The organism is Companilactobacillus bobalius (genome assembly GCF_002179915.1).
In the GTDB taxonomy this organism is placed as follows: Bacteria; Bacillota; Bacilli; order Lactobacillales; family Lactobacillaceae; genus Companilactobacillus; species Companilactobacillus bobalius.
The window spans coordinates 153,115-175,108 of record NZ_MYFM01000007.1 but is presented as its reverse complement, the minus strand read 5'-3'; the positions used below and the strand labels follow the sequence as shown (position 1 = coordinate 175,108).

Annotated in this window: 20 protein-coding genes and 1 other annotated feature; of the genes, 11 read left to right on the top strand and 9 right to left on the bottom strand. The window is 34.4% G+C overall.

Annotation, left to right across the window (positions count from 1 at the left end):
* The first annotated feature begins 1 nt into the window (after position 1).
* The 3 genes from LKACC16343_RS11610 to LKACC16343_RS11600 are packed head-to-tail and all read left to right on the top strand — an operon-like array spanning position 2 to position 2,462.
* A complete protein-coding gene (locus tag LKACC16343_RS11610; RefSeq protein ID WP_056951851.1) occupies positions 2-811 on the top strand; it encodes a Cof-type HAD-IIB family hydrolase in 810 nt (269 codons plus the stop codon).
* Positions 811-1,665: an AraC family transcriptional regulator gene (locus LKACC16343_RS11605; protein ID WP_056951849.1), complete on the top strand. Its 855-nt coding sequence runs from the start codon at positions 811-813 to the stop codon at positions 1,663-1,665. The genes LKACC16343_RS11610 and LKACC16343_RS11605 overlap by 1 nt, the downstream gene beginning before the upstream one ends.
* A 2-nt stretch (positions 1,666-1,667) precedes the next feature.
* Positions 1,668-2,462 (top strand): Cof-type HAD-IIB family hydrolase, encoded by a 795-nt coding sequence (locus tag LKACC16343_RS11600; protein WP_056951847.1) that lies wholly within the window; start codon positions 1,668-1,670, stop codon positions 2,460-2,462.
* 226 nt (positions 2,463-2,688) lie between these two features.
* Here LKACC16343_RS11600 and LKACC16343_RS11595 read toward each other — a convergent pair whose 3' ends face one another.
* A complete protein-coding gene (locus LKACC16343_RS11595) occupies positions 2,689-3,297 on the bottom strand; it encodes a sugar O-acetyltransferase (RefSeq protein ID WP_056951845.1) in 609 nt (202 codons plus the stop codon).
* Positions 3,298-3,396: 99 nt separating this feature from the next.
* The gene (locus LKACC16343_RS11590; protein ID WP_056951843.1) at positions 3,397-3,966 is read right to left on the bottom strand and encodes a cob(I)yrinic acid a,c-diamide adenosyltransferase; all 570 of its coding nucleotides are present in this window, start codon (positions 3,964-3,966) and stop codon (positions 3,397-3,399) included.
* Positions 3,967-4,114: 148 nt separating this feature from the next.
* Here LKACC16343_RS11590 and LKACC16343_RS11585 point away from each other — a divergent pair, with 148 nt between their 5' ends.
* On the top strand, positions 4,115-4,834 hold the full coding sequence (locus LKACC16343_RS11585; RefSeq protein WP_056951840.1) for an MIP/aquaporin family protein: 720 nt from the start codon (positions 4,115-4,117) through the stop codon (positions 4,832-4,834).
* A 372-nt stretch (positions 4,835-5,206) separates the two neighbouring features.
* Here the strand turns inward: LKACC16343_RS11585 and LKACC16343_RS11580 are convergent, their stop codons facing one another.
* From LKACC16343_RS11580 to LKACC16343_RS11570, 3 genes are read right to left on the bottom strand one after another with little or no spacing between them, the layout of a single operon-like run.
* A complete protein-coding gene (locus LKACC16343_RS11580) occupies positions 5,207-5,884 on the bottom strand; it encodes an ECF transporter S component (protein WP_056951838.1) in 678 nt (225 codons plus the stop codon).
* Positions 5,874-7,478 carry an ABC transporter ATP-binding protein gene (locus LKACC16343_RS11575; protein WP_056951836.1) on the bottom strand — a complete coding sequence of 535 codons (1,605 nt, stop codon included), beginning with the start codon at positions 7,476-7,478 and terminating at the stop codon, positions 5,874-5,876. The genes LKACC16343_RS11580 and LKACC16343_RS11575 overlap by 11 nt, the downstream gene beginning before the upstream one ends.
* Positions 7,412-8,332: an energy-coupling factor transporter transmembrane component T gene (locus LKACC16343_RS11570; protein ID WP_056951834.1), complete on the bottom strand. Its 921-nt coding sequence runs from the start codon at positions 8,330-8,332 to the stop codon at positions 7,412-7,414. Before LKACC16343_RS11570 ends, LKACC16343_RS11575 begins: the two co-directional genes overlap by 67 nt.
* Before the next feature lie 118 nt (positions 8,333-8,450).
* Between LKACC16343_RS11570 and LKACC16343_RS11565 the strand changes: the two genes are divergently transcribed.
* Positions 8,451-8,831 (top strand): DUF4430 domain-containing protein, encoded by a 381-nt coding sequence (locus tag LKACC16343_RS11565; protein ID WP_056951831.1) that lies wholly within the window; start codon positions 8,451-8,453, stop codon positions 8,829-8,831.
* A 171-nt stretch (positions 8,832-9,002) separates the two neighbouring features.
* On the top strand, positions 9,003-10,028 hold the full coding sequence (locus LKACC16343_RS11560; protein ID WP_056951829.1) for an SLAP domain-containing protein: 1,026 nt from the start codon (positions 9,003-9,005) through the stop codon (positions 10,026-10,028).
* Positions 10,029-10,064: 36 nt separating this feature from the next.
* Here the strand turns inward: LKACC16343_RS11560 and LKACC16343_RS11555 are convergent, their stop codons facing one another.
* Positions 10,065-10,901: a helix-turn-helix domain-containing protein gene (locus LKACC16343_RS11555; RefSeq protein ID WP_056951827.1), complete on the bottom strand. Its 837-nt coding sequence runs from the start codon at positions 10,899-10,901 to the stop codon at positions 10,065-10,067.
* A gap of 869 nt (positions 10,902-11,770) precedes the next feature.
* Here LKACC16343_RS11555 and LKACC16343_RS14375 point away from each other — a divergent pair.
* Both LKACC16343_RS14375 and LKACC16343_RS11545 read left to right on the top strand, forming a co-directional pair.
* On the top strand, positions 11,771-12,463 hold the full coding sequence (locus LKACC16343_RS14375; RefSeq protein ID WP_162255716.1) for a sensor histidine kinase: 693 nt from the start codon (positions 11,771-11,773) through the stop codon (positions 12,461-12,463).
* Complete coding sequence (locus tag LKACC16343_RS11545) at positions 12,463-13,224, top strand: LytR/AlgR family response regulator transcription factor (protein WP_056951823.1); 762 nt, start codon at positions 12,463-12,465, stop codon at positions 13,222-13,224. The genes LKACC16343_RS14375 and LKACC16343_RS11545 overlap by 1 nt, the downstream gene beginning before the upstream one ends.
* 49 nt (positions 13,225-13,273) lie before the next feature.
* Here LKACC16343_RS11545 and LKACC16343_RS11540 read toward each other — a convergent pair whose 3' ends face one another.
* Positions 13,274-14,638 (bottom strand): NCS2 family permease, encoded by a 1,365-nt coding sequence (locus tag LKACC16343_RS11540; protein ID WP_411762954.1) that lies wholly within the window; start codon positions 14,636-14,638, stop codon positions 13,274-13,276.
* Between the two features lie 355 nt (positions 14,639-14,993).
* Between LKACC16343_RS11540 and LKACC16343_RS11535 the strand changes: the two genes are divergently transcribed.
* Both LKACC16343_RS11535 and LKACC16343_RS11530 read left to right on the top strand, forming a co-directional pair.
* Positions 14,994-16,016: an SLAP domain-containing protein gene (locus tag LKACC16343_RS11535; RefSeq protein WP_056951819.1), complete on the top strand. Its 1,023-nt coding sequence runs from the start codon at positions 14,994-14,996 to the stop codon at positions 16,014-16,016.
* A 126-nt stretch (positions 16,017-16,142) separates the two neighbouring features.
* Entirely contained in the window at positions 16,143-17,450 is a 1,308-nt protein-coding gene (locus LKACC16343_RS11530) for an ABC transporter transmembrane domain-containing protein (protein WP_056951817.1), read from the top strand.
* On the opposite strand, the gene LKACC16343_RS11525 is transcribed toward LKACC16343_RS11530, so the two are convergent.
* Together LKACC16343_RS11525 and LKACC16343_RS11520 are read right to left on the bottom strand one after the other, a co-directional pair.
* Entirely contained in the window at positions 17,412-19,496 is a 2,085-nt protein-coding gene (locus tag LKACC16343_RS11525; RefSeq protein WP_056951815.1) for an ATP-dependent Clp protease ATP-binding subunit, read from the bottom strand. The genes LKACC16343_RS11530 and LKACC16343_RS11525 overlap by 39 nt on opposite strands.
* Positions 19,497-19,509: 13 nt before the next feature.
* Positions 19,510-19,731, bottom strand: a complete 222-nt coding sequence (locus LKACC16343_RS11520; protein WP_056951814.1) for a hypothetical protein — start codon at positions 19,729-19,731, stop codon at positions 19,510-19,512.
* Positions 19,732-19,896: 165 nt separating this feature from the next.
* On the opposite strand from LKACC16343_RS11520, the gene LKACC16343_RS11515 reads away from it, so the two are divergent.
* The gene (locus LKACC16343_RS11515; RefSeq protein ID WP_056951813.1) at positions 19,897-21,615 is read left to right on the top strand and encodes a DUF6792 domain-containing protein; all 1,719 of its coding nucleotides are present in this window, start codon (positions 19,897-19,899) and stop codon (positions 21,613-21,615) included.
* A gap of 60 nt (positions 21,616-21,675) precedes the next feature.
* Positions 21,676-21,902: a binding site (T-box leader), on the top strand.
* Positions 21,903-21,994 lie beyond the last annotated feature (92 nt).

Sequence of the window (21,994 nt, the reverse complement as noted above, 5' to 3'; positions counted from 1 at the left end):
CATGAGTATAAAATTAATTGCTTTAGATGTTGATGATACATTACTAACTTCCAACCAAAAGATTGCTGAATCTACCAAGTTGGCTTTAAAAGAAGCTTTATCTAAAGGTATCAAAGTTGTTCTTTGTTCTGGTCGACCATTAGCTGGTGTTAGCCATTACCTAGATGAATTGGGCGTGCAAGGCGACAATCAATACGTTATTACTTATAACGGTGCACTCGTAGAAACAGCTGCTGGCAAGGTTCTCTCTCGTAAGACAATCGATAATAAAGATTACCGCAGAATCGTTAAATTTGTTGAAGCACACAAAATGCAATATTATGTGCTTGATGACAATAGTAATGTCTATACTTCTAATCACGATATTAACCGTTTTGCCGTTATTCAAGCTTGGGAAAACAGTGCTGGTATCTTTGTTCGTGAACCGAATGAATTAGCCTCCGATTTCGAAATTGCTAAGGCTGCCATCGTTGGTGAAAAAGAAACTTTAGATCAATATGAACAAGCGGTAAAAGATGAATTTTCTGATGAATACTATGTTGTACGTGCCGGTGCTAACTTCATCGAAATCATGCATCCCGAGGTTAACAAAGGTGAAGGTTTAACTACTTTGGCTGAAATTTTAGGTTTAAATAGCGATGAAATAATGGCTTTTGGTGATGAAAAGAACGACTTACCAATGTTTGATTTCGTTGGTTCTGCCGTGGCAATGGGCAATGGTTCAGATATTGCTAAGGAACACGCTAGATATGTGACTGATACTAACGACAACGACGGTATCGCCAAAGCACTAAAGAAGTATGTCCTTTAATGAAAATTACGCACGAAATAGTTCAACCAACACCAAAAGTACCTTTTAAATATTATTTTCATGATGAAAATTCACCTAAACGTGTTACCCCACATTGGCACCGTAATATTGAATTAGGTTTCATGGTTTCTAAGAACACCATACTAGTCAAAGATGATAATCAAGAAGACGAATATCATCAAGGTGACATTTGGGTCATCAATTCACGAGATATTCACGAGACTACTTTTGTTAATAGAAAATCAGTCTTCGTCTTCTGCCTTTTGATTGACTATGACTTCCTCAAAAAAATCTATCCTGATATCGACCAAATTCATTTTGACCTGAAAGGTAAACCGGCTTGTCTAAAACAATTAATTAACTACCAAGAATTGGAAAGGCAACTGCGAATGATGATTCAACTTTTGCAGGAGCCTCGGGATGGCACTTTCAATCTCAATCTGACTGGACGGATCTATATTTTGATGGCTAATTTAATCAATAATTTTTCCCACAAAGTCACTTCCAACATTTCGGTCAACGAAAGTTTGATCGACCAGGCTTTAGGAATAATCAATAGTAATTACACTGAAGATTTGAATGGGACGGTTTTGGCTCATGAATTAAATACCTCAGTCACAACTTTGAATCAACAATTTCACCAGACCGTTCAAATGTCGATCAATAAATATATCACGACTGTACGTCTGCTAGCGACTCAAAAGAAATTACTCAACACTAACCAAAACATCGACTATATTGCCATTGATAGTGGCTTTAACAGCACCAAATCATTTATCAGAAACTTTAAGAATTGGAAGCACACGACTCCCTATCAATACCGTAAAAATTTTGCTGAACTGGAAAGGATTTAACTATGACAATTAAATTAGTTGCTACTGACATGGATGCTACCTTCTTAGATGACAGTAAACATTTTGACACTAAGAGATTCGACAAGATTTATCAATACATGACTGATCACAATATCTATTTTGTTTCTGCTAGTGGTAATCAATATTATCAATTGAAGAATTTTTTTAAAGATTATCCTGAAACACTTTTTGTCGCAGAAAACGGTGCTTTAGTCGGTAATCATCAAGAGATTTTTAAAACTTGGCATTTTCCAGCTGCCGTAACTAAGAAAGTTATTCAAGTTTTGGAGAACACTGATCATATTCAATATATTGCCTGTGGTCGCAAATCGGCCTATATTCTCAACAGTGCAACTGAGGAATTTTACAATATTAGTAAATTCTACTTTCCACGTATTACAAGTGTCGACAGTTTTGAAGATATTGACGACGAAATCCTCAAGTTCTCAGTCAACTGCCCACTCACTGAAACTGAAGCTTATATGGAACATTTAGCTAACGGTATTGGCAAAGATGTTTCCGTTGTTTCCAGTGGTCACGGCGATATCGATATCATCCAGGCACAAGCTAATAAAGCTACAGGTTTAGAATATTTATCACAAAAATTAAATATCAAACCAGAAGAAATGTGTGCTTTCGGGGATGGTGGCAACGATCTTGAAATGTTACGTTATGTCGGTCATGGTGTTGCTATGGAAAATGCTAGTGATATTGTCTTAGAAACAGCTCCATATCAAACAACTAATAATAATCAACAAGGTGTTCTCGAACATCTCGAATCTGTCTTTGAATTGTAAAATCGATTTTTCTTCACATTTAATTAGAACAAACATCGATTTTTTTCAATAATTAATTCATATCTCGGCGGTAAAGTATAAGCATAATCAAATAAGAAAATATTTGGTTATCCTTCCCCTATAGATAATGTATAATCCTTAACAACTAAAAAACTGTTTCTTACGGATTCAGTTCAAACAAAAAGCTCAAAATCGCTTGCTGACGGTTTTGAGCTTTTTGCTTGGTTTAATTTTCAAAGTAACGTTGTTTCTCTAATTCCCAATACTTTTTATCCTCGTCATTGATTTTTCTTAATACTTTGCAAGGATTACCAACTGCTACCACATTATCAGGAATATCCTTAGTTACTATTGAGCCTGAACCGATAACGACATTATTACCGATTTTAACGTTTGGATTAATCACCACATTACCACCAATCCAAACGTTATTACCAATCTCAATTGGTTTACCATATTCGTACCCTTCTGTTCGAATCACAGGATCAATTGGATGACCAGCTGTATAAACTCCAACACGAGGACCAAACATGACATTGTCACCAATCTTTACTGGTGCAATATCTAAAAGGATTAGGTCGTAATTAGCATAGAAATTCTTTCCAATAGTCGTATTGCAACCATAGTCTGTATAGAACGGTGGTGTTATATAAGGCTTTTCGCCAACTTCTTTGAATAAATCTTGTAAAATTTCGGTTCTACGTGGAACCTGTTCTTCATCAGATTGGTTGAATTCCTTTAATAGTTTCTTAGCTTTTAAAAAATCCTTTTTAAGTTCTGGATCATGTGCAATATATAAGTCGCCAGCTAACATTTTTTCTTTTTGTGATCTCATCGTCATATTCCTCTATCCTTAAAAATTCATACATCAAGAATAACAATTTTTTGTCAAAAAAATACCCATTTACAAAAGCAAATAGGTACAATTCTTATGCTATCTAAAAACAGGTTTACTATTACGATATTGAATATCGTCTACTCCATCCAAAACGTTGCTATATCTAGCTGCGGCAAAGAAGTAGTCAGACAAACGGTTAACAAATTTAAGCACATAATCATTGATTGGTTCCTCTTGCATCAAGGCAACAATCTCTCGTTCGGCTCTTCTAGTTACAGTTCTTGATAAGTGTAAATTAGAGGCTGTTTTCGAACCACCAGGTAAGATAAATTTTTGAATGGCAGGAACTTTAGCAGAATAATCATCAATTTTCTTTTCTAACCAGTCAACCGCTTTGTTATCCTCTGTAAAAATAAATTCATGCTTTTTATCAGTAGCTGAAATTGCCAAATCAGTTCCACAGTCGAACAACAATTGTTGGATTTCCTGTAATTCATCTTTTAAAACTAAATTTTTCTCAGACAAATTAGCAATCACTACACCAACTAAGGAATTCAATTCGTCAATTGTTCCGTACGATTCAATTCTTTGGGCTGATTTATATAAAACATCATTACCAATAATTCTAGTTTTACCTTTATCTCCAGTACGTGTATAAATTTTCATATTTGATAGTCCTCGCTTAATAATTATTCTTCTTAACAACTATACCAAGAAATAATGTTTAAAAGATGACTATTCTTAGCATTCTCAACTTTATCTAGATATAATCAATTTATGCAACCGATATCAATATGGATGGGAGGTAAGTTTTATGCATGACAGTTTAACATTACAATTACTCGGGGAATTCATTGGAACACTAGTATTAGTTCTACTAGGTGATGGCGTTGTTGCCGCAGTTAGTTTGAAAAAATCTAAAGCTGAGGGTTCCGGTTGGATTGCCATTTCTCTTGGTTGGGGATTAGCCGTAACCTTAGGTATTTATTGCTCAGCCTTTCTAAGTCCAGCACATTTGAATCCCGCTGTAACTTTAGGAATGGCTATCGCAGGCGTCTTCAATTGGAGTTACGTAGTTCCTTACATGATTGCCCAAATCTTAGGAGCAATCGTTGGAGCCGTGATCGTCTGGATCAATTATTACCCACATTGGCAAGAAACTAAAGATTCTAAAGCTATTTTAGGCGTTTTCGCCACAGGTCCAGCTATCAGAAACTATCCAATGAACTTCATCAGTGAATTTATTGGGACATTTGTCTTAGTCTTTGCCCTATTAGCCTTTACTAGAGGTAAATTCACTCAAGGATTAAATCCAATCGTTGTAGGACTTTTAATCACTGCTGTTGGATTCTCACTTGGTGGAACTACTGGTTATGCTATTAACCCGGCCAGAGACTTAGGACCAAGAATAGCACATCAAATTCTACCAATCGCTAACAAAGGTGACTCTGATTGGAGCTACAGTTGGGTACCAATTCTCGGACCACTAGCTGGTGGAGCTATCGGTGCTTTAGCATATCTATTGATTCCTTAGTTCTGGTATTTTTAACATTACAAATATAGAAATTTTAAATCAAAAAAACAGCCTCCATTAAGTATTCAAGACTTTGCTTGAATACTTTAATAGAGGCTGTTTTTATTTTACTAGAACAAATCACCTTACAAAATTACGTATTTACCTCAAGTAAAATAATCAAAATACCATTTAGTCTGGAGTAAGAATTGGAAATGTGTTCAGCTATGACATTATTGTTAGCGGCTTTGCCGCTTACAATAAGGCTGATCTTAGAGATCCATAATTTTGCCAAAGGTAAAATTATTAGCTTCAAGTCACGCCCATAGTGTTCCAACGCATTTCCAATTCTTGCGGAAGACGGAAATTTAAGTATATTCGTACCTTTAATTATTAGTTATTATTCTTAAATAAATCATACTTTTGTTGGTAATTACCAAACAGCTTAATCCAACGCTTACCGACTAATAATAGTAGAACGGCAGTAAAGATAGCATGAACAACATCGAAATAAAAACTTGCTGCCAGAGAAGCCAAAATGCTCTGCCAACTAATTGGGTTCACAAAACCAATAATATAGTAAATATCCATAATCCAGCCCATAATAAAGCCTGATAAAAAGCCCCAGAGGACTAACTTCCAAGTAGAAATATCTTTTTTCAACATCAATCCTGATATCAAACCAATCAAACCTAAGGCAAACATTTGCCATGGAGTCCATGCGCCTTGGCCGAAATACATATTCGATGTTAAAGCGATGATTGTTCCCATCAAAAAGCCCGTTTCTGGTCCACTGACAATAGCTCCCAAAATTAAAATAAATAGTTCTGGTTTAACTGCTGGGATAGCCGCAAAGATAATTCTTCCCACTACCGCTAAAGCACAGATAATTGCTATAAAAACAATTTCCCGTGAAGTATGAGGTGACTTCTCAAACTTCCAGAAGTAAATACCCAAAGTTAAGATTAAAAATCCAAAAGAAAAGAGTAAATAGTTTTTACTCGAAAATACAGCCATTAAGGCTAATACTAAAATTGCTAAACCTAGCAATGAAATTGATTTACGATTCACTTCGTTTAATATCCTCCCACGATAAGGCTAATGGAAAAGTTTCCCTTAATGCCTTGTTAATTTCTGTTGTATAGAAAAACTTATCCTTGAAAAAGACCGTTGGCGTTGTGAATTGACTGATCTTACCATCAAACATCATCGCTATTTGATCGAAGAATCTTGCCGCAAATAATAAATCATGACTATTCACGAATACTGTCCCGCCAGTCTTTTGAAACTGATTCAACATTTGACCCAATTCTAATTTCTTATTAGGATCTAATCCTTTAGTGGGTTCGTCCAAGAACAATATTTGAGGGTTCTTGATGAAACCTAGAGCCAAAGCTAAGAATTCTTGCTGACCACCGCTCAAGTCATAAGGACTCGTCTTCTCCAAACCTTTTAGAGAAAACTTTTCTAACACTGCTTCAAAAGTAGTGTCACGCCTACTCAATTGTAGTTGATATTTGATTTCCTCAGCTACCGTATCCTCCATAAACAGGATAGCCGGATTCTGTGGTAAGACGAAAACTTTCTGATAGAAATCATTTTGAACCTTATGACCAGCAAACAAAATCTTGCCCGATTGAGGCTTCAATTGTTGCGTCATCGTCTTTAACAGCGTCGTCTTCCCCATCCCATTAGGCCCAATGACACAATAGGATTGACCTCTTTTCAGCTCAAAACTAACATTGTTGATAATCTGTGGACCATTGAAGTCAAAGCGAAAATTCAAACGTTTGATCTCCAAAATATTTTCAGCGGTAGTGTCGACCAAAATTTTGCGAGGAACACTCTTTAATGATGTCCTGTGCTGATTTATTAGGAGCCCAACCTCTTTATTGCTCAAAGGCAGTTGTTGGTCTGTAGGAAGATTCAGCTCCAAAATCAAACGATCAACTTGAGTCAAATAATTTTTGAGATGAGGATTTTGATAGATATCACGCAACCCTTTATCCACCGGTGCATCCTCAATCAAGCTGCCCTCTTCCATGACTAGTAATCTGTTGGCATAGCGAATTGCACGATCAATCTCATGCTCAACCAGTAATACCGTGACATTCAACTCTTCATTAATTTTATGTACCACCTGTAATAGCTTTTCAGCTGCAATGGGGTCTAATTGTGAAGTCGGCTCATCCAATAACAAGACCTTCGGCTTCAAAATTAAGGCACTAGCCAAGTTGACTAATTGCTTTTGACCACCAGAGAGACGTTTTTCATTGATATCCAACAAATCAATAATTCCTAAATAACTGGCAATTTCCGTAATTCGTAACTGAATCTCATTTTGACTGCAGCCTTGATTATCTAAGACAAACTTCAATTCATCCCGCGGGGTTTCCATGACCATCTGATTGTCAACAAATTGTGAAACATAGGCAAAATTATTATTGTTCAATGACAAGTCAGTCACCAATTCACCTGATAGAACTTTTCCCACCGCTAAATCAGCTAACATTTGTTTCAATAAAGTACTTTTGCCACTACCAGTTTCACCAATTAATACGACAAAATCCCCCGTTTGAACGGAGAAATCAATATTTTTTAACGATACTTTTTGACTGTTGTTGTATTTGAAGCTGTAATCTTTGAAATGTAAAATTTCCACCATAAGTAATTTACCCCTCCAAATATAACTGGTAATAAAATTAAAATCATGTTGATCAAAAGTAAAATAAGTTCTGAATTAGTAAAAATCAGTTGAACATCGATTGAGCCCAAATTAATGACTCCAACTTTACCAATAACCATCACAATATCAACAACCAAACCCGACACCATCAAAATTGATAACAGAAAATCGGCACCTCTGTATTCCAGCTTACCAATACTTTTTTGATGATTATTGAAACCACGCAAAATTAATGTATCTGAGACGTTCATAAAACTAGCGACAGCTTTATTCAAAATAATCTCCATTAGATCCATCGTCGACTTTAATTTAGATTGTTGTACCTCATTTTGAATTCGAAACTTTCTAATCGACTTCGTTTCATTATAAATTTGAATGATCCGTGGAATGAATTGAATCGTCAAAATAAAGATCAATGCTACATTTTTCAACAAACTAGACAACAACTCAAAGACTGTTTTTACTCGAATCAGAGCATTATAAATATAAAAAGCCCACAACAAATTTACAAAAGATATACCCAAAATGAACCCATTAAGCAGTGATTCTTGTGTGAGCTGAAACGAATAAAACTTCCAAAGTACATCTTCTCCACGTTGATTCAAAATTAGATTAAACGCAAAGGTCACAATAAAAATTACGCAAGAAAATTTAAAATATGTTTTTATTTTCTCACGGTTAACCAGAATAGCCATAAAGATTAAAGCTATTAAATTGATAAGAGAAATAATTGGATTATTAAAGAGGAGTGCTATTAGAATAATTCCCAGCAAGTAGACAAAAATTGTCACACTATTGGTTCTTTTTTGAAAGTTTAAAATCAGCTTATTCATCATCGCACCCCTTTTTCAATATTCCTATTTTAACTTATTCACGAAAAAAATCTATTTGATTCATTTGGATTTTTCTTTGTTATAATAAAAATCGTTGTACAAATCGAGGAGGAAAATAATGAAAAAGATTACAGCATTTTTATTGTCATTATTAATGTTACTAGGGGTATTCGCTCCAGCAACTGCAACAACCGTTCAAGCTAAGGCTTCCAAGAATATCAAAGTTACTTACACTTTGAAGAAGAACAAAAAGAAGATTGCCAAGAAAACTATCACATTGAAAAAGAATGCCACTGTTACTGATGGTCTTAAAAAGGGCTGGAAAGTTAACGACAAAGGCGGCTTTATCTCAGCTATCGACGGTCACAAACAAAATAACAAGAAGAAAATTTACTGGACATTCACTGTTAATGTCAAACAAGTTAACGTTTCAGCTGACAAAAAGAAATTGCACAACAAAGACAAAGTTGTTTTCAAATTATCAAAATATAACGGTTAATGATTAAATTGAAATATGAGATGAGGATAAATTTAATATCTTCATCTCATATTTTTTTGTGGAAATAAGCAATTTATTAAGTTAAGTTTTCTTAATAAAGATAATAATTCTCTTTCATTATATTAAATAGTGCTATTTTATACTTGAATAATATATTCGGAGGGATTAATTATGAATAAAAAGAAAATTGTTTTAGCCTCAACACTTGCTGTTTTATTAGCCCCATCTATTCTTAATAATTTACCTACAAATCAAACTGTTCATGCTGCCAATACTCAGCTAATTGGAACTGTCAGACGTGGTGGTGCCGCCACGGTTAATGCCAATGGTAATTACGTTCGTGGTGGTTACTTAGGGAATTTCACTTCATGGAGATTAGGTCAAAGAATCACTATCGGTGGCAATCCTTATTATGAAGTCGCAACTAACCAATACGTTGATGCCACAGCCATGAATATCAGCAATGGTACTCAAGTAATCAATCCTGTTCAAAAAGAAGTTTCCTATGTTAATGCTGTTAAATCTATCACTGACAATAATGCTACTGTAGTTAACGATAATGGTTACAGCTTAGGAGTTACCCTTCCTAATGGAACTTCATGGAAAGTCGACCAATACAAAGTTATCAACGGTTACCCATACTACCGTGTCGCTACTAACGAATGGGTCAAAGCTTTGAACTTCACTTCTGACAACAACGGTACAAGTAACACTAACAATACTGTTGCCAATACTACTGCTCAAAAGACCATTACTCTTCGCACTAATTCAGTCATCTACAATGGCTTAGGTCAAAACATGGGTAGAACTTTACCAACTAACAGTTCCTGGAAAGTAGCTCAAGAAAAAACTATCAACGGTCATCAATATTACCAAGTAGCTACAAATGAATGGATTCTAGCTACCGAAGATAAGAACACTTCTATCTTCAGTAACGGTGCAGCTACTGGTACTTTAACTAAAAACGTTCAATTATATAACACCGCTTCAAACTCCATGACTAGATCACTTTCAGCTGGAACTTCTTGGAAGATTTCTAGCGTTGTAGAAAATAGTGCCGGTTACTACTTTGCACAAGTATCTAACAACGAATGGATTCCATTAGGCGGATCAATCTTCAGTGATGGACTACTTCAACAAGAGTTAGCCAACTCAGCTACTTACGAACCAAGTTTTGCTATCAGTCTTTTCAAATAATAATCGCAAAAAAATAAGGCAGCCGTTTGGCTGTCTTTATTTATGTTCAATTTTCTCTTGGAGCTCATGATTGTTTAATACATCTGCACAATAAAAAGCTCGATTCTTATATAACTGTTGTTTAGCTTTATCATCATCCGCTTGATAGACTAGATAAAGATTGTAATTCAACTCATCTATAAAATAGGATAAATAATTATCATTGGCAAATTTCAGACCACGCTCCAAAATACTTTTTGCCGAATCAAATTGCTTTATTTGTAAGTAAGCCTTACCCACCATTTTGGCAAGAAAAATCACCTCTAAACCACTGGCATTATTAACATTAAGATTCTCTTTCAAAGAATTACTGATCAAGCTGAGATAATAATCAGCTTCACCGAAATGTTCTTGACGATAATATATCTTACCTTTGAATAAATATGACATCAAAGTATAAATATTATCTTCATCCGTCTTAGTTTCTCGCAAAACTTTATCAAAATGGAAAGAACTCAATTCAAAATTACCAGCTTTGAATTTAACAACGCCAAGAATAAAGTCACACTGTGCTCTATCTTTAGCTTTAATTTTATCTTGAATCAAAGCAATTTTGTCTTCAATCGAATCTAAATTACCTAAAAGAACATCTTTTTCGATATCATCCAAAATAAAAGTTTGTTCAGGTTTGGAATCACTGGAGAATTCACTAAAAATATCATTCAGAGAAAGATCCAAACGCTGACAAATTTTTATCAAGACATCCATTTGAGGTGTCATATTATGCTTTTCCATTTTGCTAATAGTATTTTGATTACACAAACCACTAGCCAAGTCGCTTTGAGTTAGATTCAAACTACGTCGTTTATCATAAATTACTGATCCTAAGAACACGTCTCTACCTCACTAATCATTATTACAAGTTAGTATAATTGTACCATTTGGAATTATATTTTACCTTTTAACGTAATTTCTTAATAAAGAATTTTTATATGATATACTACGTTGTTTGAGATTTTTATAAGAAAGGAAAAAAATATGTTTGACTCTTTACAAATTTTAGCAAATTTCGATTTACTCAGAGATATGAGTCACCATTAAATATAAAGTAAGGAGAATTAAAATTGGAACAATTTATAATACCGTCTTGGTTAGTTCTTGATTTTTCAAATACTTTATTAATGTATATATCAATATTTCTATTAATTCCTAACTTATACTCAAAAAGAAATGTAATATTATCTTTTTCTTTGAGTTTACTGTTTACTTTTATTGATTTTTATTTTCCTAATGCTTCGTTATTGCTTACTTTCTTTACATACCTCTTATTTTTAAAACACTCAAAATTGAATATAAATTTACCAATTCAAATCATTTTATTCTTGGTATCTTTTTTATTAACTTCCCTCACCCAAGGAATAGCTAGTTACTTTGTAATAAAAGTTTTTAACTTGGGATTTAGTGTTTATTCATTTACAACTTTATTAGGAACAATTCTACTAACATTAATAAACTATACTTTAACATTACTAATTATTATCATTCTAAAATTTATATTGCATTTAGACACTATTCAAAATATTATTCATAACAAGACAGTAACTAAAATGGCTCTTTTATCAACTATCGTAATAACCGTCTCTTATGCATCATTAATATTAATGTCTAGACATGAATTTAATCAATTAACCTATTTAAAAACAACATTATTAGTCAGTTTAATGTCTACTATATTTATAGTAATAGGAAGCATCATGTTGGTAATGGGATACATGAAAGAAGTGAGATCCAAATATGAAATTAGACATCTGAAGGAAAGAAATTTATACATTGAGGAACTTGAACGAAAGAATACTGAATTGAGAAGATTCAAACACGATTACAAAAATCTCCTTACATCATTATCGGTTTCATTAAGATCTAACAATTCTAATAACGATTCTATTCAACGGCTTCTTGATTATGCAGATAGTAATGTTGATATGACTTCAACCGTTGAAAATGCTAATTTATATCATCTTAATGACGATCTAGTTAAGGGAATTATTATTACAAAATTAGTAGCTGCAAAAAATAAGCATATTGAAACCAACTTTGAAGTAGATCAAAGTATCCTCATTCCTAAAGCTTTATCGGTTGAAATAACTCGTATTCTGGGAATTCTTTTTGATAATGCTATTGAAGCATCCCTATTAACTAACAATCCTGAAATAAGTTTTGCTCTTGTTGTATTTGATGGTTATCTAGAATTCATTATAAAAAACAATATTGCCTCATCTGAAAAAATCAATTTGGATCAAATTTACCAAACTGGTTATACATCTAAAAAAGATCATAATGGTTTGGGACTATCGACTGTTAATAAAATCATTCATTCAAATAGTAATCTACTCTTACAAAACAAAGTTAAAGACGGTTACTTTTCAACAATCCTAACTGTATTGGAAGATAAATAATGCTACTTAATATAATAATTTGCGAAGACGACAGAACCCTTAGAATGTACTATCAATTAATAATCAAGGATTACATTAAATCTCATCCGGACATTGATATGAAAATTATGTTATCTACTGGAAATCCTAATGATGTAAATATTTATTTAGACAACAATCCAAAAGAGATGAAATTCTTTTTACTGGATATTGAATTTCCTAATTCAAAAATAAGAGGTATAGATTTAGCCACTAAAATTAGAAAAAATGATTTGAACGCTAAAATTGTCTTCATTACGACACATGAAGAACTGATGCCAATGATTTTTGAACGAAAAGTAGAACCTCTGGATTATATTACTAAGGAAAAAGGAATTAATAATATTAAAAGAAAAATATACACTGATTTAGATATCACTGTTGAGCGATTAGTCAGACCACAGAATAAGCGATTAAAAGAATTTAATTTCCGAATTGGTTCAAAACAGTATAATTTCGATATTGATAAAATTAATTATTTTGAATCTCTAGAAAATACAACCAACGTATTCCTACATGCAATTAATCAAAATATCGAATTTCCCGACACATTAAAGGCTATTTCAAACAAAGTTCCTTATTTCTACCGGGCCCACAAAAGTTTATTAATCAATCCTGACAATATTCAGTCCATAAATAAACAAGAACGTAAGATTTACTTCAAAGATGGTTCATCTTGTGATATATCAAGAAGAAGGTTAGTTGATTTTTCTCGTGAACATCCGGATTTAATTGAAAGATAAAAAAGTCCAATTGCTTCTATACAGTAATAGAAACAATTGGACTTTTTGATTAAGCCAAACTAGCTTTTGGCAAAATATTAATAATGTATAGCAAGATAACGAAGACAACGAACAATCCGTACATAATTGGATTAATTTCTTTTCTCTTACCTGCGGCTAACATTGTAATTGGATAAACTAGGAATCCGAAAGCAATTCCGTATGAAATGTTATATGTTAGTGGCATACCAACGATTGTTAAAAATGCTGGTAATGCAATTTCGAATCTATCCCATTGAATTCCACGCATTGATTGTGCCATCAAAGTACCAACGATGATTAGTACTGGTGCTGTAACATTACTTGTTACGACTGACAACAATGGTGAGAAGAACATTGATAATGCGAACAATACTCCGACAGTGATTGATGTTAACCCAGTTCTACCACCGACAGCAATACCAGCTGATGATTCAACGTATGCTGTTGGAGGAGTTGTTCCAAAGACGGCACCACTGACCATTGAGATAGAATCAGCCATCAAAGCATGACCAATTCTTGGCATTTTACCATCTTTGTCTTGCATGACATCAACTTGTTCAGCTAATCCGATCAAAGTACCAGCAGTATCAAAGAAAGCTACTAATAGGAAAATGATAACTACGGCCCACAATTGAGGTTCCTTGATATCAACAATATGTGCCACACCAACACCAAAGGTTGGTTTCAAACTAGGTATTCCTGAAATAATATGTGCTGGTGCTGGAATTAATTTTGTTACCAAACCGGCAACTGTTGTGAAGACCATTCCGATAAAAATTGATCCTGGAACCTTACGTGCCATTAAGATTGCTGTAACTAATAATCCGGCAATTGTTAACAATGTGGTTGGGTTAGTAAATGATCCAATCGCAACAAGTGAATCTTTACTTGCTGTAATCAATCCCCCACCTTGTAAACCAACGAAGGCAATGAAGATACCTAATCCAGATGCAACCGCCAACTTCAAATCCTTAGGAATTGCGTTGATAACTACTTCACGAATCTTCATCAATGAAAGTACTAAGAAAATCAAACTGGCAACAAATACTCCGGCCATAGCTGTTTGCCAAGGGATTCCCATCGCAATAACAACTGAATAACTAAAGAAGGCATTATCACCTAAACCTGGGGCAATGGCAATCGGATAATTAGCCAAAATTCCCATTAAAACTGAACCAACTACGGCAGTTAATGCGGTAGCTGTGAAAAGTGATCCTTTGTCCATCCCTGAGTCTCCCAAAACTTGAGGATTAACAAACAAAATGTAAGCCATTGAAACAAAAGTAGTTAAACCAGCTAAAATCTCTCGTCTAACGTTCGTTTTGGCTTCTTCCAAGTGAAACAAGCGCTCAAGTAAGCTCAAGTTTCCCCTATTATCTAATGAATTCAATATAATTCGCCCCTTGTAAAATAATAAACTTTTGAGAACTCATATAGTATTACAGACTTTAAGTACTTTTTCAAGCTAAATAAAAACTTTTATATAGTTTTTCACTAATATTGTTCGTATTCAGTAATAATTTTATTTATTTATACTATTAATAAACATACTAAGGACCATTTTTCTTAATATTATCAGTTAAATTCAAAATATTCATTTCATGAACTATATCATGGATATATGAATATCTAATACGTATTTTACCGAACGATTAAGTTTTTATTAACATGGTCTATTTATTAAGTTAAAAAAATATGGTAGTGGTAATTTGTAATTGGATAATACATTAATTATAGGGAGATTAATTATGAATAAGAAAAAAATTGTTTTAGCTTCTACTCTTGCTATTTTACTTGCTCCTGCTGCCTTAAATACATTACCAACTACACAAATCGTTCATGCTGACACTCAATTGATCGGTACCATCAGACGTGGAGGTGCTGTTGCCGTTGATGGTAACGGTCACTTTATCAATGGTGCTGCCTTTGGTAACTTTACTTCATGGAAACTTGGTCAAAGAATTACTATCGGGGGTAATCCTTACTATGAAGTGGCAACCAACGAATATGTTGATGCCAGCTCTATGGATATCACACAAAATGGAAAGTTACTCAATCCAATCAATAATCAAATTTCCTACATCAACCGTGTTGAAACCGTTGGTAGTAAAGCTGCTACTATTGTTAATAATAATGGTGCTGCCACAGGCGTAACTCTACCCGCAGGATCAGCTTGGAAAGTTGATCAAGTTAGATACTTTAATAGTTATCCATACTACCGTGTCGCAACTAACGAATGGGTCAAAGCACTAGACTTTAATGTTGCATCTTCAGTAAACAATGATAGTCAGACTGTTACAACTACACCAACAGCACATCAACCAATTACATTACGTACAAACGCTACTCTATATAATGGTAATGGTGTTAGTCTAGGAACAACTCTACCAAAGGGTTCTTCATGGAAAGTTGCTCAAGAAAAGACCATTAATGGACATCAATACTATCAAGTTGCCACTAACGAATGGGTCCTAGCTACTGAAGATAAGAATACTTCTGTATTCAGTAAAGGTACTGCTACAGTTACTTTGGCTAAACCAGTTCAACTTTACGATACTTCAAGCAATTCAATGACTAGAACACTTCCAGCTGGATCATCATGGAAAGTCAACGCTACTGTTGAAAATAGTGCTGGTTACTTCTTTGCTAAAGTTTCAAACAACGAATGGATTCCACTAGGTAGCTCAATTTTTACTGACAATGTCTTACAAGAAGAACTAGCTAACTCATCTGCTTACGAACCTTACTTTGCAATTAATCTTTTTAAATAATTGAATTGAGATGATTGAAGTTACAAAACGTCTCCTTAATTGGGAGACGTTTTTTATTTTTCTTTTAAAATTAATTATTAAGTCTATAATTAAATTAAAATAATTATAATTATAAAGGAAATACTAATGTTATTATCAAAATACTTTAAGCTGGCCAAATCTAAATCCCTCTTTTTACTAATTCTGATTCCAATTGCATCGGCCATTGAGATTTCCGTTTCATATCTACTTCAATTAATTACCGATACCGCTACCGGTAAAGGATTTTTATCCTATATCAACCTAGTTTCCGTCGTCATTATTTATATTATTGTTGATGCCTTAGTCTATTTTGCTTCATCATATCTTGAGCAAACGACCTTAAACGACATTATCAGCGCTATCAAGAATAAATTACTCTCAGCCATGTTTCGACAAAATACCGGTGTTGGTCACGATGTTAAAAAAGTAACTACCGACTACTACAACGATTTTACTTCCACCACTGACATTCTTCGTTCTGACTATCTTCAAGGCAGTATCAACTGTTATAAAGAAATTTGTCAATTTGTTATTGCGATAGTCTTATCACTAATGATCAAACCAGCTTTGAGTTTCGTCATTATCCTGCTCTGCATCCCCGGACTCTTCTTACCTTTCTTTCGACAAAAAAGTCTGAAAAAGAATAAACATCAATTGATTAATATCTCTGAAAAATATACTGGACGTTTACAAGATATCACCAATGGTTTGCGAACCATTCAGTTATTCAATCTCCAAAAAATTCTTACTCATATCTTTCAAAATCAAAACTCCGAACTATTAAAAAGTCAAAACAAAGATCAGTTGACCCGTAAACAGATTGGCGGTATCAGTCAACTTCTAGATAACTTCTTGTACCTAGGAACTTGGGTTGTAGGTATCTACTTCGTCCTCCAAAAGTCGATCACTTTAGGACAATTAGTTGCCTTTTCTCAACTGATGATCTTCATTTCCGAACCAATTCAATCCGCATCCGGTTTAATCGGTGACGTTTTAGGAGGCAAAGAAGCCGCTCAAAAAATCAATTCAAAAGTAAATGTTTCACCTGAGAAAAATAAATTCCTGACACTTCCAAAATTGAAATCACTCAATTACGATAACGTCTCCTTCAGTGATCAACAAAAGAATATTCTGAAAAACATTTCTATAAATTTTGATTCCACTAAACATTATTTACTAGTTGGTAAAAGTGGCAGTGGAAAATCTACCCTAATCAATCTGCCACTTAGTCATACTAACTTTATCGGTAGGATTCTTCTAAACAATTATCCCTTGAACCGTTACAGTTTGATTGATATATTTGAACAAATCAACTTACTAGAACAAGTTAGACAAAAAAAGTACCGTTACAACGTTCGTAACGGTACTTTTTCATTATTTAGCTTCAGAAATTTTAATAGTCCCATCAACTAAATCAGCTTGTAAATTCTTTACATCAAGATGATCGAGATAGTATTCAGCAACTTTATCTCTAATCTGTTGTTCGATAACTCGACGTAATGGTCTTGCTCCCATGGCTTCATCGTAACCTTCATCAATCAACCATTCCTTAGCTTCAGGAGTAATCTTCAAAGTGATATTCTTCTTAGCCAAGTTGGTATTCACATCATCAATCATTAGATCAACGATTTGATTCAAGTCGTCTTTGGATAGATGAGTAAATTCAACGATACCATTGAATCTATTCAAGAATTCAGGTTTGAAGTATGGTGCCAACTTATCCATCAACTTCTTATCTTTATCAGTATTATCACTGAATCCAGCATTGGAAGTTGCGATAATGATTGTATTCTTGAAATCGACCACGTTACCTTGACCGTCAGTTAAACGACCATCGTCCATTACTTGTAGAAGCAATGTTAAAACTTGTGGGTTAGCTTTTTCAATTTCATCTAATAATACGATGGAATATGGATTACGACGTACTTTTTCAGTCAAAGTATTGCCGTTATCTTCATAACCTACATAGCCAGCAGATGTACCGATCAATTTAGATACAGCGGTTAAATCAGAATACTCACTCATATCCAAACGAACGATAGCATTCTTATTACCAAACATATCTTTGGCCAACTGTTTTACTAATTCAGTTTTACCAACACCGGTAGGTCCGACAAATAAGAAACTACCAATTGGACGATTGCCATCATCAAAACCAGCACGGTTACGACGAATGGCACGTACAACCATATCTACGGCTTCGTTTTGTCCAATGACTTTGTCTTTTAATCTCTTACCCATTCCCTTTAAATGCTCAATATCATTAGCACCCATTTGAGAAACAGGGACACCAGTCAATCTTTGAACTGACTCTGCAATATCGTTAACTTTTGCTACTGGCTCATCAGAATTTTCGTCACCCTTATTGAGTTTAGCCTGAAGATCTTCAATTTGTTTCTTCAAACTAGCGGCCTTTTCATAATCTTCTTTCTTAGCAGCTTCTTCCTTATCCTTCTCAGCTTGTTTCAATGACTTTTCCAAACTTACTTTGTCAGTAACCGGATTTCTAGCTGCCAAGTGAGCAGCGGTCATATCAATCAAATCAATTGCCTTGTCAGGTAAAGATCTTTGAGGAATATATTGAACTGAATAATCTACAGCAGCCTTTAAAACTTCATCTGATAATTTAACATGATGATGATTTTCGTAGGCTTTACGTAGTCCCTTCAAGATAGCCAATGTTGCTTCTTTACTTGGTTCATTGATTGTTACATCGTTGAATCTTCTTGCTAGAGCAGCATCTTTCATGATTGTATTACGATACTCATCTTGAGTAGTTGCACCAATAATGGAAATTTCACCACGGCTCAAGGCTGGTTTAATAATATCAGCCAAACCCTTACTACCGGAATCAGAGCCTGAAGATCCGGCACCGATAATTTGATGAATTTCATCGAAGAATAATACTACATTGCCTGCCTTTTTAACTTCTTTCAGCAAATTTTGAATATTTTCTTCGAATGATCCACGATACTGTGTTCCAGCTTCAAGAGATGATAGATCAATTGAAATAATCTGCTTATCCTTGATTGCTTCAGGTACGTCACCTTTTACAATGGCCTGTGCTAAACCTTCAACTACCGCAGTCTTACCAACACCCGCATCACCAACTAAAATTGGATTGTTCTTAGTTCTACGACTTAAAACTTCTGCTGTTTCTTGAATCTCTTTATCACGACCAATAACTGGATCAAGAAGTCCTTGTTGAGCTTCTTTAGTCAAATTACGACCGAGCTTCTCTAAAATGGTACCTTTTTTATTTTTACTATTATCACTAATTGGAATATTTTGTCCTATAGTTCTTGCCTCTTGATATTTTGCTAATTCTTCTGGAGTCAACTCATGACCATTCACATAATACTTAGCCTGCGAATTACCGTTTTGTTGATTCATCAATCTATTAAATATTTCGTCCATATTATCGTTAAATGGATCGTCGTCCCAAAATGATCTTGCCATATATAAAGCCTCCTCACTTCAGATAATGCAACTCCAATTCACGCAGAACTTTCCACATTTCCGTATCCTGCGCCTTGGCAATTGCCTCTATATCGCGCAAATTGAGCGGTGTGGCGGAAGATTGTTTCTTATTAAAGGATTTATGCAAAGTCGTGTAACCATACCCACTTTTCTTTGAAATTACATAAATTGTTAAATGATTATCTTCTAAGTATGATTTTATATCTATTTGCATATCCTCAACCTCCACAACTACATTATAGCACGTTTGTGATATAGCACAAGTGTGAAGTACCACAAATGTAACATATTTTCAATATTTTTTTATTCCTGACCAAACGGTTCTCAATTCCTTATATATCAACAATTTGTTAGAATGAGGTTAATGAGAGGTGATTTAATGAAAGAACTATTAAGCACTCTAAGCCGATTAAATCATGTTTATGAACAACTTGATTTACTTAATTTCCGTGCCCACAAGGATCTGCCTTTGACTTTCAACAAGGCCGACAGCAAACAACTTTTACCTAAGAACAAACGTCTTCAATTCAGTTATTCTTACTTAAATAAAGAAAAAACACGTCTGACCAACCTTCTTCTGAATCAAGTGATTGATTTACGTGTTCCTGAATTCTCTTTAAATAAAACGATTCATCCTCAGCTGATCGATAAAGCTTTAAAACTCAAAAATATTGATGAAAATCACACTAAGCAAAAATTGAAACAACCTTCTCGAAACAGAAAGGTCAATAAACTCAAACAATTGATCGACAAGATTGAAGATGAAAATCTCAATCTCTGCCATGGCTATTTAAATCAAATTTATGTCATCCTCTTAATTCACCATCTCTTACCGATTGAACTACGTAAGCAACCTTACCAGGCTGGCGAATTGTTGCATAATAACGATTTTCGAACAAAATTGCTTCAATTTGATTATGACCGTTATCTTTATCAGGAATTTAAACCTGAAAATTACCTACGTTTTCTTATTTACACGCGGGTACGCCGTATGCTGGATTATGTAAAATCTTACGATGCGCGTGACATTATTCCCGAGGCGACTGAATGTGGTTTCTCCGGAATTGCTTATGAGATTTCCATTGATGGATTAAAGGAATGCTACGTTACATTCAAGGGAACCGAAGTTAATGTTGATTATACTGTCAGTTCTCGTAGCAAGCGTTTTGAAAAAGCCATTTTAGAAACCTATAAGGATTGGGATTATAATGTTAATGCCATTCTAGTTGGTAGCGACAAGAATCTCAGTCAACTAAATGTTGCTCGTGATTTCATGCGTTATGTTGAGGATAATGTTGCCTCACAAACTTTGATTTATGGACTAGGTCACTCTTTAGGCGGACATTTCGTGCAAACTTTACAATTGATGGATTACTGTTTCGATGGCGGCTACACGCTTAATTCAGCTCCTGTCAATTTAAAATTGATTCAGCATGTGAAACCAACACTTTTCTCTGATGATGTTTGGAAAAAAATATTTGCGCTGACAAATGATGATGATAATGTCAAATTTATCACACCTGAATTATGCCAACAGATCAATCGCCTCTTGCCACATGACTATTCACAGATTATCAATGAAGTTTTCGAACAAGACATGACACAAGTCTTTTACGAATTACCTTTCACTATCTGGATTGGTCAAAAATGGGAATACAATTTAAGCAATTGGAAATATCCATTCAAAAATCATCCTCGGGCATACCTAAACAGTGGTGAAGTTCATGCCTATCAGAATTTCTTTGAACAGTTATTTGCCTACCTATCCAGTTCAAAAACAAGTCGCCAAGTTTTAAGAAATAGTGTCAGTTTTATCCGTTTACGTACTAAAATTCTACGCAACAATATTAACGATCCGCAGACGGCTAAATACTTTTTCGACTATTCTAATTATCTTTATCAGTCTGGTGCTTTTAAAGATCAGCCCCAAAAGGTTGGTCAAGAATTTATTGAACAAAATAATTCCGTCATCCGAGGTTCGTTACGCGAATGGCCTTTCTTAAAGAGCATAAACACTGATATGTTCAAGTTAGCAACCTACTTCCACGTTATAGATGGCGCTAAACATTTCCTTAATCGCACGCCTAATAAATTATAATTCTTATAATAAAATTAGAAAAATACTTGATATTCAAATTATGAATGCCTATAATACAGTCATTAAACGTTGAAGAAAAAAGTAGAAATCCTGAATTCGCTAAGTGAGTCACGTTAAGTGCAAAGTGACCGTAACAGGAATTTCGAAAATCATTTCCGAGTTCGAGGCCGAAATGTAGGTTTTCGTGGTTGCCACCATTATCTGGCTAGCGGATGACTGTCCGTTAAGTGAGTGAGTATTTTTTGAATACTCAAAAAAGGTGGTACCGTTCTACTTGAGCCCTTTTCCTTAGTTGGAGAAGGGCTCTTTTTTTATAGTCTCTTAGTGGCTTTGCCACTTTAGAGACTATTATGGGGGCATCCAAAGATGCCCGTATTCC

Bases quoted from the DNA above. Each gene is read 5' to 3' on its own strand.
- LKACC16343_RS11610 (WP_056951851.1), top strand. From the start codon at position 2: ATGAGTATAAAATTAATTGCTTTAGATGTTGATGATACATTACTAACT.
- LKACC16343_RS11605 (WP_056951849.1), top strand. From the start codon at position 811: ATGAAAATTACGCACGAAATAGTTCAACCAACACCAAAAGTACCTTTT.
- LKACC16343_RS11600 (WP_056951847.1), top strand. From the start codon at position 1,668: ATGACAATTAAATTAGTTGCTACTGACATGGATGCTACCTTCTTAGAT.
- LKACC16343_RS11595 (WP_056951845.1), bottom strand. From the start codon at position 3,297: ATGAGATCACAAAAAGAAAAAATGTTAGCTGGCGACTTATATATTGCA.
- LKACC16343_RS11590 (WP_056951843.1), bottom strand. From the start codon at position 3,966: ATGAAAATTTATACACGTACTGGAGATAAAGGTAAAACTAGAATTATT.
- LKACC16343_RS11585 (WP_056951840.1), top strand. From the start codon at position 4,115: ATGCATGACAGTTTAACATTACAATTACTCGGGGAATTCATTGGAACA.
- LKACC16343_RS11575 (WP_056951836.1), bottom strand. From the start codon at position 7,478: ATGGTGGAAATTTTACATTTCAAAGATTACAGCTTCAAATACAACAAC.
- LKACC16343_RS11570 (WP_056951834.1), bottom strand. From the start codon at position 8,332: ATGAATAAGCTGATTTTAAACTTTCAAAAAAGAACCAATAGTGTGACA.
- LKACC16343_RS11565 (WP_056951831.1), top strand. From the start codon at position 8,451: ATGAAAAAGATTACAGCATTTTTATTGTCATTATTAATGTTACTAGGG.
- LKACC16343_RS11560 (WP_056951829.1), top strand. From the start codon at position 9,003: ATGAATAAAAAGAAAATTGTTTTAGCCTCAACACTTGCTGTTTTATTA.
- LKACC16343_RS14375 (WP_162255716.1), top strand. From the start codon at position 11,771: ATGGGATACATGAAAGAAGTGAGATCCAAATATGAAATTAGACATCTG.
- LKACC16343_RS11545 (WP_056951823.1), top strand. From the start codon at position 12,463: ATGCTACTTAATATAATAATTTGCGAAGACGACAGAACCCTTAGAATG.
- LKACC16343_RS11535 (WP_056951819.1), top strand. From the start codon at position 14,994: ATGAATAAGAAAAAAATTGTTTTAGCTTCTACTCTTGCTATTTTACTT.
- LKACC16343_RS11530 (WP_056951817.1), top strand. From the start codon at position 16,143: ATGTTATTATCAAAATACTTTAAGCTGGCCAAATCTAAATCCCTCTTT.
- LKACC16343_RS11525 (WP_056951815.1), bottom strand. From the start codon at position 19,496: ATGGCAAGATCATTTTGGGACGACGATCCATTTAACGATAATATGGAC.
- LKACC16343_RS11520 (WP_056951814.1), bottom strand. From the start codon at position 19,731: ATGCAAATAGATATAAAATCATACTTAGAAGATAATCATTTAACAATT.
- LKACC16343_RS11515 (WP_056951813.1), top strand. From the start codon at position 19,897: ATGAAAGAACTATTAAGCACTCTAAGCCGATTAAATCATGTTTATGAA.